Source organism: Cupriavidus sp. NPDC089707 (assembly GCF_044748965.1).
Lineage (GTDB): Bacteria > Pseudomonadota > Gammaproteobacteria > Burkholderiales > Burkholderiaceae > Cupriavidus.
The window spans coordinates 119,243-132,030 of sequence record NZ_JBIVHB010000001.1; the positions used below are offsets into that span (position 1 = coordinate 119,243).

Sequence of the window (12,788 nt, forward strand, 5' to 3'; positions counted from 1 at the left end):
GAAAGCTCGGTTAACGTCCGCGTGCTGTCAAAGCTGTACACGGCGGTTCAGACAAGCCCCCGATTGTGGGATTGCCGCAACGCAGGCTCACTGTCATCAGAATTTCTTTACCCACTTAAAAGGCGGTGACTTACACTCCGCGCCATAACCTCCGGAAATCGGTCATCCGGAACATAATTGGTACGGAGCGCGAGCATGGGACATAGAAGCCCGGCAGTGCGACACGGCGGCTCGGTCAAGCCGCCGTTTCGGGTCAAGGGTCAAATCGGATCAGGCACAGACACGGCGGGCGCCATGCCGGGCCGTGGCGCGCCCGCGCGCGGCTTCACGCTGGTCGAGCTAATGATCGCCGTGGCGATCATCGCCATTCTGGCCGCCATCGCCATTCCCAACTACAGCCGCCATGTGGTGCGATCGCACCGCGCCGCGATCGAGTCGTTCATGCTCGAAGTCTCCGGCGCGCAGGAGCGGTTTCTCGTCGACAACCGCGCCTATGCCGCCAGCCTCGGCGCGCTCGGCATGTCGGTGCCGGCCGCCCAGAGCACGCGCTACAACGTCACCGTGACCCCCAATGGCGCGCTGCCGCCGGGCTACAGCATTGTTGCCACGCCCACCGGCAGCCAGCTGAGCGCCGACACCGGCTGCGGCACGCTGACGCTGACCAGCGCTGGCGCCAAGTCGGCGTCCGGTGGCGGCACCGACTGCTGGAACTGACCATGACATCCACCTACCGGATTCGCCAGCGGCACCCGCAGCATGGGGCGCTGCGTGGCTTCACCCTGGTCGAACTGATGTGCACGCTGGCCGTGCTGGCGATCCTGGCGTTCGCCGCCGCGCCCTCGTTTGCGTCGCTGATGGCGGGGCAGCGCGTGCGCAGCGCCTCGCTCGACCTGAGCTCGGCGCTGCTGCTGGCGCGCAGCGAGGCGGTCAAGCGCAATGCCACCGTGACGCTTGCGCCCGCCGGCGCAGCCTGGACCGCGGGCTGGTCCGTCAGCGCCGGCGCGCAAACGGTGCGCACCTTCGGGCCCTACGGCGACCTCACCATCACCCCCAGCGCCGCCGGGGCGGTGTCGGTCGGCAACGACGGCCGGCTTGCCGGCGCGGCGATGCGCTTCGAGCTGGCTCCCGCCAATGACACCACGGCCGCGCTGCGCGTGTGCGTGCAGGTCAGCGAGACCGGCCGCGTCGCCTCCGAAACGGGAGCCTGTACATGACCAGCATCCTTGACCGCATGGATCGCGCTGCCCGCACTGCCAGCACGGCCCGCCGCCACGGGCAACGGCCGGCGCGCCTGCCGCGACGCACCGCGCAGCGTGGCCTGCTGCTGATCGAAGTGCTGGTGGCGGTGGTGATCCTGCTCGCCGCGCTGCTGGGCACGGCGGGCCTGGTGGCGCGCTCGGGCCAGAACGAGATGGAGTCCTACCAGCGCGTGCAGGCGCTCGCGCTGCTGCAGGACATGGCCGCCCGCATCAATGCCAACCGCCAGGTGGCGCAGTGCTATGCCAATGGCGCCAACGGCGTGCGGCTGGGCACCGGCAGCGCCGCGCCGGCGGCCTGCACGCTGGGGACGGCCGCGCAGAACGCCACCGCCAACGGCGACCTGCTGGCATGGAATACCGCGCTGCTGGGCAGTGCCGAGATGACGGCCGCGGCCAGCGGCGTGGCGGCGCAGGCGGTCGGCGCCATGATCGGTGCGCGCGGCTGCATCGACACCGTCGACGCAGCCGCCAACGTTTACCGCATCACCGTCGCCTGGCAGGGCCTGGCTGCCACCGGCGTCCCTGCGCTCGGCTGCGGCCAGAACCAGTACGGCAGCGAGGCCCACCGCCGCGCGGTCAGCACGCAAATCCGCATCGGCTCGCTGGGGACCGTGTCATGAAGCGCTTGCCTTCGCGCATCGCACAAGGCCGCCTGCGCCAGCGCGGCGTGTCGCTGGTCGAGCTGATGATCGGCATCACCATCGGCCTGCTGATGCTGACCGCGCTGGCCAGCCTGTACTACGCCAACAGCCTGTCGCGAACAGAATTCGTCAAGTCGGCCGAGCAGGTCGAGAACGGCCGCTATGCGCTGGAGCAGATCCGGCGCGAGGTGGAGCTGGCGGGATTTTTCGGGGCGGGCAGCATCGCGCGGGGCGCCACGGTCGCCGGCCCGGCGCTGTGCGCGACGGACCCCGCGGCGCTCGGCTTCGCCGCCGGCGGCACCGTGCCGCTGCCTCTGGCAGGCTATGTGGCCGGCGTGGTCGCGCCTTGCCTGCCGGACCTTGCCGCCACCTCAGAGGTGTTGGTGGTGCGGCGCGTGTCGACCACGCCGGTCGCGGCCCCGACGCCGGGCGTGCCTTACCTGCAGGTGTCGGCCTGCCCGGACGACAGCACTGCCTTTGTCTTCGATGCCAGCTCGGCGGCGGCTTTTCCGCTGCGCACCAAGGCTTGCGATGCGGCGGTACCGGCAGCGCTGCGCGAGGCGGTAGTGCGCGCGTTCTACGTCGCGCCCTGCGACCGCTGCAGCGACGGCGGCGACGGCATCCCCACGCTGAAGATGGCCGAGCTGGTCAATGGCGCGTTCCAGTCGCGTTCGCTGGCGCAGGGCATACAGGACATGCACCTGGCCTACGGCGTGGACCTGGACAGCAACGGCTCCGCCGACTGCTATGTGGACGATCCCGGCGCCAACAATGCCGCCGCCTGCCCCATCGTGCCGGGCTACGACTGGACGAATGCGCTGACCAACTGGAGCAATGTGACCACCGTGCGCGTGAACCTGCTGGCACGCACGCTGCGGACTTCCGGCGGCAAGGTGGACACCCGCACCTATGACCTGGGGCGTGCCGCCGCCAGCGGCCCGTTCAATGACGGCTACAAGCGCCATGTCTACGCCCAGGTGGCGCGGCTGGTCAACGTGGCCGGACTGCGCGAGCAATGATGCGATACCGCGAAGGGCAAGCAATGACGATGTCATCCGGCCAGGCGCTGCGCCGCAGGCAAACCGGGGTCACGCTGGTAGTGACGCTGGTGTTCATGGTGCTGTTCCTGTTGATCGCCGTGGCGCTGGTCAATTCGGGCCTGGTCAACGTCAAGGTCGCGGCCAACCAGCAATACACGGCCGAAGCGCGCGACGTCGCGCAGCAGTCGATTGAGCAGGTGATCTCCGACGACTTCACCAAGGCACCGGCTGCCATCAGCGTGCCGGTGGATGTCAGCGGCGACGGCAAGGCCGACTACGTGGCCCAGGTGGCGAAGCCGGAATGCATGGCAAGCAAGCCCATCAAGAACGTCGAGCTCGACCTGAAGGATCCCGACGACGTGTCGTGCATGATCGGCAGCGGCGTGCAGAACACCGGCATCGTCACGGCCGGCAACAACGCGGGCAACTCGCTGTGCAACGCCACCCAGTGGGACGTGTCCGCCACGGTCGACGACAGTGCCGGCACCGGCGCCGTGGCAACCGTCCACCAGGGCGTGGCGGTGCGCATGCCGACCGGCTCGGCCTGCCCCTGACCACACCGGCGTTGCCAACCATTCACCATTGATCGCACAGGAAACCGGATGACGAGCCCAGCCCGCCGGAATCGGCGCCATGCCGCCTTCGCTGCAGCCCTGCTTGCCCTGGCCGGATGGCAGGGTGCGCATGCCGAAGACATCGACCTGTTCACCGGCCTGCAGAGCAATGCCGGCACCAAGCCCAATGTGTTGCTGCTGCTGGACAATGCGTCCACGTGGAATGCGGCCACGACCATCCGTGGCTGCGATGTCCCCGATGTGGTCAGCGCCAACAACGCCGGCACCGACGTCGGCGCGATCCAGTGCGCGCTGTACCGCGCGGTGAGCACGCTCGTGACCAACCCGCAGCTGTCCGGCAATATCAACATGGGGCTGATGATGTTCGGCACCGGCACCAACCCCGGCGGCAAGTTCCGCTATCCGTCGGCGGCGCCGTACACATTGCCGCTGATGGACGCGGGGGACAATGGCAACGGCGCGAAATTCCTGGAGTACATCAAGAGCATCGACCGCCAGGCCGACAATTCGAACAACTCCCAGGTGGGCGGCGGCATGCAGGAGGCCTGGGCATTCTTCAGCGGCAAGAAGGGCTTGTCAGGTACGCAGTACGCGTCGCCGATCACCAACCCGTGCCAGAAGAACTTCGTCATCTACATCGCCAACGCGGTCAACAACGGCAAGCCGCAGGACACCGGCACCGAGCCCAAGGACGCGCTGGCCGCGGCGGGCGCCAGCACCAGGCAGATGACTCAGCTCAAGCTCGACACGGCGGCCAACAAGTACGAAAGCAACTGGGGCGACGAGTGGGCGCGGTTCATGTACGAAACCGACGTGAACGGCAATCTCGACAATAACCAGAACATCATCACCTATACGATTGCCGTCACGGACGGCAAGAATCCTGACTATGTCGAGTCGACCCGCAGCATGGCCGACAACGCCGGCGGCAAGCGCTACGTGGTCAGCCTGGGCGACGTGGATGCGCTGGTGCAGGCACTGCTGCAGATCTTCAACGAGATGCAGGCGGTCAACAACGTGTTCTCGTCGGTGAGCCTGCCGGTCAGCGTGAACGGGCAGGGCTCGTACCTGAACCAGATCTACATCGGCATGTTCCGGCCCGACGCCACTGCGGCGCCGCGCTGGATGGGCAACCTGAAGCAGTACAAGCTGGGCTACGACAACAAGAACCAGATCGTGGTGCTGGACGCCAACCCCAGCGGTCCCAACCAGCAGAGCGCGATCAGCAACGCCGGCACGGGCTTTATCTCGCCCAACGCCAAGAGTTTCTGGACCGCCGAGCCGCCACTGGGGTTCAGTGGTTCGAGCTATACCGGCAGCCCGGTAAGCGGCTGGCCCGCCAAGGGCTTCTGGGTCAACAGCCCGACCGGCGCCGCGGGTGCGCTGGATTCGGCCGACGGCGTGGCGGGTGTGGTCGGCGGCGACGGCGAAATCGTCGAAAAGGGTGGCGCCGGCGAAATGCTGCGCAGCCAGTTCACCACCGACCAGGGCGGGCGCAAGCTCTACACCTGCCCGTCGGGAGCATGCAGCGGCAAGACCCTGGCCTCGTTCGATACGTCCAACGGCTGGCTGGCCGGCACCAGCGGGCAGGCCGCGCTCAACACCACGGCTGCCGACGTCAACAACCTGATCAATTGGGTGCGCGGCCGCGACGTGCGCGCGCTGAGCGAAAGCACGATCGCCGGAGCGGAGTTGCAGAAAGGCCCCGGCGGCAGCGTCACCGTGCGCGGCTCGGTGCATGGCGACGTGCTGCATTCGCGCCCGGTGGTGATCAACTATGGTGGCGCGACCGGCGTGGTGGTGTTCTATGGCGCCAACGACGGCGTCTTCCATGCGGTCAATGGCAACCAGACCACCGGCATCGGTGGCGTGCGGCCTGGCGGGGAACTGTGGGGCTTCATTCCGCCGGAGTTCTATAGCAAGCTCGGCCGTCTCTACACCAATACGCCCGAAGTGCAGCTGAGCGGATCGCCTACCGGTTCGGGCGCGAAGGCGCGCGACTATTTCTTCGATGGCACCACCACCGTGTTCCAGGACCTGCGCGATCCGGCCAAGCCGCGCGTGGTGATCTACCTGACCGCGCGCCGCGGCGGGCGCCTGACCTACGCGCTGGATGTGACCGATCCGCTGGCGCCAGAATTCCTGTGGAAGGCCGACAGCACCAGCATCGCGGAACTGGGCCAGACCTGGTCGCAGCCGCGCGTGATCCGCGTCAAGGGTTATACCAACCCGCTGGTGGTGATGGGTGCCGGCTATGATCCCGCCGAGGATGCCGAGCCTTCCCAAGGTGGCGGCAGTTCGGGGCAAGGGCGTGGCGTGATCGTGTTCGATGCCTTCGAGGGCAACGTGGTGCGCGCATGGCTGGCCGACTGCACCGGCCTGTCCGCGACGGTGTGCACGACGCCTTCCGGCATGAACCGCGCGATCCCGTCCGACGTGGCGGTGGTGGACCGCAATGGCGACGGACTGGTAGACAAGGGCTATGTCGGCGACGTCGGCGGCAATGTCTGGCGGCTGGACTTCGAGCCGGCGGCCGGCACCGGGTCGGATGCCTGGACACTGCAAAAATTTGCGTCCCTGGGCGGCGCGCAGGGCACCAACGATGCGCGCAAGTTCATGTATCCGCCGGATATCATCACCACCGGCAGCTACGATGCGGTGATGATCGGCAGCGGCGACCGCGAGCATCCGCTGTACACCACCAGCACCACGCCGGGCCTGGCCTACAACGTCAGCAACCGCTTCTACATGCTGAAGGACACGACGCTCACCGGCGGGCTGCCGTCGACATGGACGCCGCTGACCGAGGCCGACCTGTTCAACGCGACTTCGACCGCATACGCCGACACGACTGCCGGCAAGGGCTTCTACCTCGTGCTGGGCACCGGCGAGAAGGTGGTCAACGCGCCGCTGACCGTGGCCGGCTACACCTACTTCGGCACCAATCAGCCGAGTGTGCCCAAGTCGGGGGTGTGCTATCCGGATCTGGGCAAGGCGCGTGGCTATGCGGTCTCGTTCCTTACCGGCAAGGGCCTGAACAACGACCGCCATGTCGTGTTCAACAACGGTGGGCTGCCGCCGTCGCCGGTGTTCGGGGTGGTTGCCGTCACGGATGCGGCAGGCAACACCAGCAACGTGCCGGTGCTGATCGGCGGCGGCAACCAGACCGGTCCCGGGGGCGGCGACAATACCTCGTCGCTGGGCGCGCAGAAAATCTCGCCGCCCGGAATCGGCAAGCGCAAGCGCACTTACTGGTACACGCAGACCGACCGGAAGTGACCGGCAGCGGCACGCCTACCGGGGTGCCGCCACCATCGTAGCTTCGTCCTCCTGCCACCACCCGCCGCCCAGCGCCTGCATCAACGCCGCCGAGTCCGCCAGCCGGTCGGCGCGCGACTGCGCCAGGTCCAATGAAGCCTGTCGCGCCTCGCGCTCGGCATCGAGCACGGCCAGCTGGCTGACGCCGCCGAGGCGGTACTGTTCCGACACCACCGCCAGCGTGTCGCGTGCCTGGCGCGCGTTGTCGGCGCGTTCGCGCAGCGTGGCGGCGTCGGCTTCGAGCGCGCGCAGGGAATCCGCCACGTCCTGCAAGCCTTGCAGCACGGCCTGCCGGTAGGCGGCCAGCGCCTGCTCGTACGCCGCTTCGGCGGCGCGCTTGCGGGCCTGCAGCTCGCCGCCGCGGAACACCGGTTGCACCAGCCCGGCGGCCAGGCTCCACACGTTCAGACTGCTGAACAGGTCGCGCGCGGCGGTGGCCTGGGTGCCGCCGCTGGCGCTCAGCGTGACCTGCGGATAGAGATTGGCGGTGGCCACGCCGATATCGGCGCTGGCCTGGTGCAGCAGCGCTTCGGCCGCGCGGATGTCGGGCCGGCGCCGCGCCAGCGTGGCGGGCAGGCTGACCGGCAGCGTGTCGGGCAGGTGCAGTGCGTCCAGCGTGAATGTCGGCAAGGACGCCGCCGCCGGGGTCTGGCCGGTGTAGACGGCGAGCTGGTGCCGCGTCGCTTCCAGCTGGCGCTGCAAGCCCGGCACCAGCGCCTGCGTCTGCGCCAGCTGCGCGCGCTGGCGCTGCACGTCGATGCGCGCAACGCCGCCGGCGCGCAGGCGTTCCTCGGTGATGCCGAGCTGGCGCCACTGGGCTTCCGCCAGCGCCACGGTGTCGGCCAGCTGCGCGCGCAGTCCGGCCTCGCGGATCGCCGCGGTGGCGACGTTGGCGGCCAGCGCCAGCCGCGCCGCTTCCAGTTCGTAGCGCTGATAGTCGACCGCTGCCTGGAGCCCTTCGAGTTCGCGCCGCTGGCCGCCGAACAGGTCGAGCACATAAGACACTTGCACCGTTGCGCCGTACAGCGTGAATGGCCCCGGGCTGGGGATCGACGAAATGCCCATCGACTGGAAATCCACCTGCTGGCGCGTGGTATTGAGCTGGGCGTCGACCGCGGGCCAGCGCGTGGCGCCGGTGCGCGCGGCGAGGTTTTCCTGCGCCTCGCGCAGCCGCGCGCGTGCCTGCGTCAGGGTGGGGCTGGCGTGAAGCGCCATGCGGATGGTGGTGTCCAGCTCGGCGCTGCGGAACAGCGTCCACCATTGCGCCGGCACGTCTGCGCCGGCGGCGAGCGTCTGCGCATGCGATTGGGCGTGCTGATCGCCGCTGTCGGCCGCCACGGTGGCAACCGGTTGCGGGCCCGGCACGTAGCCGGCATCGCCGGTCGGCGCGGGGCTGCGGAAATCGGGGCCGACGGCACAGCCGGCCAGCAGCGCGGCCGCAGCCATCCAAGGAAAAAGTCGGGTCATGGCGGCAATCCTTCAGTCCAGCGTGCGGCGGTAGAAGCGCACCGCGATCGTCATCACCACCACGATGAACAGCGCCATCGGCCACACCTGCGGCCAGAGCTCGGCCCAGCCGCTGCCCTTGAGAAGGATGCCGCGCACCATGCGGTTGAAATACGTCATCGGCAGGATGTTGCCGATCGCCTGCGCCCAGCCGGGCATGCCCGCGAACGGGAACATGAAGCCCGACAGCAGGATGTTGGGCAGGAAATAGAAGAACGTCAGCTGCATCGCCTGCAGCTGGTTCTGCGCCAGCGACGACAGCGTGATGCCCACCGTCAGGTTGGCCGCGATAAACAGCAGTGCAGCCAGGTACACCGCCGTCACCGAGCCGACGAACGGCACGTCGAAGACCCAGCGGGCGGCCAGCAGCACGATGGTCGACTGGATCAGCCCGATGAAGATGTAGGGCACGATCTTGCCGGTCATGACTTCGAGCGGCCGCACCGGCGTGGCCAGCAGGTTTTCCATGGTGCCGCGCTCGCGTTCGCGCGTCATCGCCAGCCCGGTCATCATCACCATGGTCATCGACAGGATCACGCCCATCAGGCCGGGAATGATGTTGTACTGGGTCAGCCCCTCGGGGTTGTACAGGCGCTGCACCTGTACGTCGAACGGCGCCTTGCCGCCCGCCAGCGGCGCCAGCGAGCCTTTCAGGTCATGCGTGCCGACGCTGAACGGCAGCTGCGGCAGCGCGGCGATCGCCTGGCCCGTCGCCGAGGGATCGGTGGCATCGGCCTCCACCAGCAGCGCGGGGCGTTCGCCGCGCAGCAGCTTGCGCGTGAAGTCGGGCGGGATGCTGAGCACGAACTGCACGTCACCCTTCATCAGCGCCTCTCTGCCGGCGGCTTCGTCGGGCAGCGTCGCGACCACCTTGAAGTAGGTGGAGTTCTGCATGCTGGCAATAAAGGTGCGCGTGAATTCGCTCTGGTCGGCGGCGATCACCGCGGTCGGCAGGTGGCGCGGGTCGGTGTTGATGGCAAAGCCGAACAGCAGCAGCTGCATGATCGGCAGGCCGACGATCATGCCGAAGGTGACGCGGTCGCGGCGCAGCTGCAGGAATTCCTTCAGCACGATGCTCCACCAGCGCTGGATCGAGAAGCGCGTGGCGTTGGCGCGTGGCTTGCGGGAGTTCTGGATTGCGGCGGCGTTCATGTCGGCTCCTTCGCCTTGCGCGTGCCCATGTTGTCCTCGGCCCGGCTCATCATGTGGATGAACACGTCTTCCAGGCTGGTCTCGGTCTGCGCCACGCGGCGCCCCGGTCCTGCCAGGCGTTCAAGCGTGGCGGCCAGCGCCCGCGCATCGCGGCCGGTGACGTGCAGCGCGGTGCCGAATGCCACGGTCTGCTCCACGCCGGGCGCACCCTGCAGTTGCTCCGACAGCGTGGCGAGGTCGTCGCCTTCCACGCTCCATGTCGACAGCTGCTGGCTGGCCACGACTTCGTCGGCGGTACCTTGCGCCAGCAGCTTGCCGTAGGCGATATAGGCGAGCTTGTGGCAGCGCTCGGCCTCGTCCATGTAGTGCGTGCTGACCAGCACCGAGATGCCGCGCGCGGCAAGCAGGTGCAACTGCTCCCAGAAGTCGCGCCGCGCCTTGGGATCGACACCGGCGGTAGGTTCGTCGAGCAGCAGCAGTTCCGGCTCGTGCAGCAGGCAGGCCGCCAGCGCCAGCCGCTGCTTCCAGCCGCCCGACAAGGACCCCGCCAGCTGTGCCGAGCGCGTCGCCAGGCCCAGGTCTTCGAGCGCGCGGTCGACGGCATTGCGCCGGTCCGGCATGCCGTACATGCGCGCGACGAAGTCGAGGTTCTCGCGGATGGACAGGTCGTCCCAGTACGAGAACTTCTGCGTCATGTAGCCGACGCGGCGCTTGATTTCGTCGGACTCGGTCAGGATGTCGAAGCCGAGGCAGGTGCCCTTGCCCGAATCCGGCGTCAGCAGGCCGCACATCATGCGGATGGAGGTGGTCTTGCCGCTGCCGTTGGGGCCGAGGAAGCCGAAGATCTCGCCGCGCGCGACCTGCATGCTGAGGTCGTTGACCACGTGCTTGTCGCCGAAGTGCTTGTTCAGCCCGCGCACGTCGATGGCGAGTCCGTGCTCGGCGCCGTTGGCGTTGGCGTTGGCGTTGGTGTCCGCATTCATTGCCGCACCACCTCGACGGGCTGGCCGGGCCGCAGCTTGATGGCATCGGCGGCAGACGGGCGTGCTTCCACCAGGAACACCAGCTTGCTGCGGGTCTCGTTGCTGTAGATCACCGGCGGCGTGTATTCGGCTTCGTTGGCGACATAGGTGATGCTGGCCGCCACCGGCGCGGCGCAGCCATCGCAGCGCACCTGCACCGCCTGCCCGTTGCGCAGCGCGCCGACCACGGCCTCGGGCACGTAGAAGCGCACCTTGACGTTGCCGGGCGGCAGCATGCGCACCACCGGGCTGCCGGCGGGCACCCATTCGCCGAGGCGATAGGGCGTGTCGTAGACCAGACCGGCCTGCGTGGCGGCCACGGTCTTGCGCGACAGCTTCCAGTCCGCCTGCGCCAGCGCGGCGCGCGCTGCAGCCACTTGCGCGGCCTGTGCGGCCTGTTGCGCGTCGCGCCCGGGCAACCGTGCCACGTCGATATCGCGCTGCAGCTCGCGCACGCGCGCCGCATCGCTGCGGGCCTGGGCGCGCGATTCGTCGAGCTGCGCCTGCGCAATGCCGCCGATCTCGAACTGGCGCTCGTCGCGCCGCAGCGCGGCGGCGCTGCGTTGTGCCTGGGCCTGCGCCTGCGCCAGCTGGGCGCGGCTCACGTCGACTTCGACCGGTCGCTTGCCGGTTTTCATGTCCTGCAGCTGCGCTTCGGCGGCGCGCAGCTGGTCTTCGGCCTGCTGGCGCGCCGCGCGTTCGTCGTCGGATTCGAGCGCGAACAAGGCTGCGCCCTGCGTGACCTGCTGGCCGCGCTGCACGGAGAGCGTGTCGAGGCGGCCGGCAAAGGGCGAGGCGACGCTGACGAACTCGCCTTCGACGTAGCCTTGCCAGGTGTCGGGGCCGGCCTTGCTGCAGGCGGTGGCCAGCAGCGTGGCGCCGAGCAAGGCAGCGATGGAGCGCGCGCGTGGCAGCGCGGGAAGGAAGGAAACAGCGGTGTTCATGCAGCGGACTCCGGGGAATGCCTGGGCACGCGGCCCTTCTTTTTCGATGCGGGTGCAGGCGAGGCTTCGGCGCCGGCAGCCGGCGCGGGGGCCAGCCCGTGCGTGAGCAGGGCCGAGACATGGCGCACCAGCGCGTCGGTATCGACCGCCTCGGCACCCGGCAGCCGGCGCCAGATATGCGTGGTGGCCAGCGGCAGCAGCGTCAGGCCTACCAGCGACGGTATTACCAGCGCCGGCTCCAGCCCGCGGTTGAGCTGCCCGTTGGCGATCGCCGCCGCCAGCGGCGCCATCATGGCGCCGGCACGCTGCAGCGCGAACCGCTTCAGCACGCGCTCGCGCAGCGCACCGTCGTCGCTGGCGACCTCGCGGATCCACAGGCCGGGAAACCAGGGCGTATCGGCCACGGTGCGGACGAGCCGGGTGGCGATGCCGACCAGCATCGCAAGCGGCTGCTCGTCCTGTGGGCCGGCGGCGAAGAACTGTGCCACCAGCGGCTGCACCTTTTCCTCGATCACGGCATCGAGCAGCAGCTCGCGGTCGCTGAAGTAATAGTGAACCAGCGCGGGCGTGACGCCTGCCTGCAAGGCGATGGCCTTGACCGGCGTGCCGGCGACGCCTTGCCGCGAGAACAGGTCGGTGGCGGCATCGAGGATGCGCTCGCGCTGGCCGGGTTGGCCCGCGGCGGGGCGGCCGGGCGTGCGGCGCTCCGGCGGCTTCGGGGTGGCGGGTTTGCGTGGCATGGGTGTGCATCGAACCGTGTCTAGAACAATATTAATTTTCTAGTTAATTAATTCAAGCCCGGTTACAACGTCGGCATTCCCGCACCTGGCTCGCGGTGGACATGCTGTTCCGCAACAAGGACGGGCGTCGGCGTGACGCTGCTGCAGGAGGTGACGGATTCGCTGGGAGTTCGCGCGGGAGGCTGTCGGACGACAAGACTGAGACCTATGCCTTTACCGAGATCGGCAGGCAGGTGTCAGCGGGCGGCGTGCTGAAGGGGGATGCGTGGGGACGTGCCCACGATGCGCCGGGCGTGGCGGTGGCGATCAATATGCTGGGCTGCCAGCACCGCGACTATCTGGCCGCGGGCGGGCAGGGCGCGTTTCCTGGCGACGGCGCGTAGCGCTACGGGCCCGAGCAGATCCTGGAGATCTACTACAGCTTGCAGCCGGTGAAGTACCTGAGCATCAGCCCGGACTTCCAGTTTGTGCGCAATCCCGGGTACAACCGGGATCGCGGGCCGGTGAAGTTTTATGGGGTGAGGTTTCACGGGGAGTTTTGAACCGCGTCCGCATTCGGTGATGCCGTTTCAAATCCCGCGGGCCGGTCCC

11 protein-coding genes and 1 pseudogene are annotated in these 12,788 nt (G+C 68.4%); 7 read left to right on the top strand and 5 right to left on the bottom strand.

The window, feature by feature from the left end; translation table 11 throughout:
• The first annotated feature begins 195 nt into the window (after positions 1-195).
• From ACIP1U_RS00595 to ACIP1U_RS00620, 6 genes are read left to right on the top strand one after another with little or no spacing between them, the layout of a single operon-like run.
• Positions 196-714: a type IV pilin protein gene (locus tag ACIP1U_RS00595; RefSeq protein ID WP_400310427.1), complete on the top strand. Its 519-nt coding sequence runs from the start codon at positions 196-198 to the stop codon at positions 712-714.
• A gap of 2 nt (positions 715-716) precedes the next feature.
• A complete protein-coding gene (locus ACIP1U_RS00600) occupies positions 717-1,214 on the top strand; it encodes a GspH/FimT family pseudopilin (RefSeq protein WP_400310430.1) in 498 nt (165 codons plus the stop codon).
• Positions 1,215-1,231: 17 nt separating this feature from the next.
• A complete protein-coding gene (locus ACIP1U_RS00605; protein WP_400311707.1) occupies positions 1,232-1,879 on the top strand; it encodes a type IV pilus modification protein PilV in 648 nt (215 codons plus the stop codon).
• Positions 1,876-2,919, top strand: a complete 1,044-nt coding sequence (locus tag ACIP1U_RS00610) for a PilW family protein (RefSeq protein ID WP_400310431.1) — start codon at positions 1,876-1,878, stop codon at positions 2,917-2,919. Before ACIP1U_RS00605 ends, ACIP1U_RS00610 begins: the two co-directional genes overlap by 4 nt.
• A 23-nt stretch (positions 2,920-2,942) precedes the next feature.
• The gene (locus tag ACIP1U_RS00615) at positions 2,943-3,494 is read left to right on the top strand and encodes a pilus assembly protein (RefSeq protein ID WP_400310433.1); all 552 of its coding nucleotides are present in this window, start codon (positions 2,943-2,945) and stop codon (positions 3,492-3,494) included.
• Positions 3,495-3,542: 48 nt separating this feature from the next.
• Entirely contained in the window at positions 3,543-6,794 is a 3,252-nt protein-coding gene (locus ACIP1U_RS00620; protein WP_400310436.1) for a pilus assembly protein, read from the top strand.
• A 15-nt stretch (positions 6,795-6,809) separates the two neighbouring features.
• Here the strand turns inward: ACIP1U_RS00620 and ACIP1U_RS00625 are convergent, their stop codons facing one another.
• Genes ACIP1U_RS00625 through ACIP1U_RS00645 form a run of 5 tightly spaced genes read right to left on the bottom strand, consistent with a single transcriptional unit; the run spans position 6,810 to position 12,197 of the window.
• Positions 6,810-8,300 (bottom strand): efflux transporter outer membrane subunit, encoded by a 1,491-nt coding sequence (locus tag ACIP1U_RS00625; RefSeq protein WP_400310439.1) that lies wholly within the window; start codon positions 8,298-8,300, stop codon positions 6,810-6,812.
• 12 nt (positions 8,301-8,312) lie between these two features.
• Positions 8,313-9,491 (bottom strand): ABC transporter permease, encoded by a 1,179-nt coding sequence (locus tag ACIP1U_RS00630; protein ID WP_400310442.1) that lies wholly within the window; start codon positions 9,489-9,491, stop codon positions 8,313-8,315.
• On the bottom strand, positions 9,488-10,474 hold the full coding sequence (locus ACIP1U_RS00635; protein ID WP_400310445.1) for an ABC transporter ATP-binding protein: 987 nt from the start codon (positions 10,472-10,474) through the stop codon (positions 9,488-9,490). The genes ACIP1U_RS00630 and ACIP1U_RS00635 overlap by 4 nt, the downstream gene beginning before the upstream one ends.
• The gene (locus tag ACIP1U_RS00640; RefSeq protein WP_400310447.1) at positions 10,471-11,457 is read right to left on the bottom strand and encodes an HlyD family secretion protein; all 987 of its coding nucleotides are present in this window, start codon (positions 11,455-11,457) and stop codon (positions 10,471-10,473) included. The genes ACIP1U_RS00635 and ACIP1U_RS00640 overlap by 4 nt, the downstream gene beginning before the upstream one ends.
• The gene (locus ACIP1U_RS00645) at positions 11,454-12,197 is read right to left on the bottom strand and encodes a TetR/AcrR family transcriptional regulator (protein WP_400310450.1); all 744 of its coding nucleotides are present in this window, start codon (positions 12,195-12,197) and stop codon (positions 11,454-11,456) included. Before ACIP1U_RS00645 ends, ACIP1U_RS00640 begins: the two co-directional genes overlap by 4 nt.
• Before the next feature lie 117 nt (positions 12,198-12,314).
• Between ACIP1U_RS00645 and ACIP1U_RS00650 the strand changes: the two are divergent.
• Positions 12,315-12,739 (top strand): annotated as a pseudogene (locus ACIP1U_RS00650) (carbohydrate porin); the annotation flags it as partial.
• Positions 12,740-12,788: the final 49 nt, after the last annotated feature.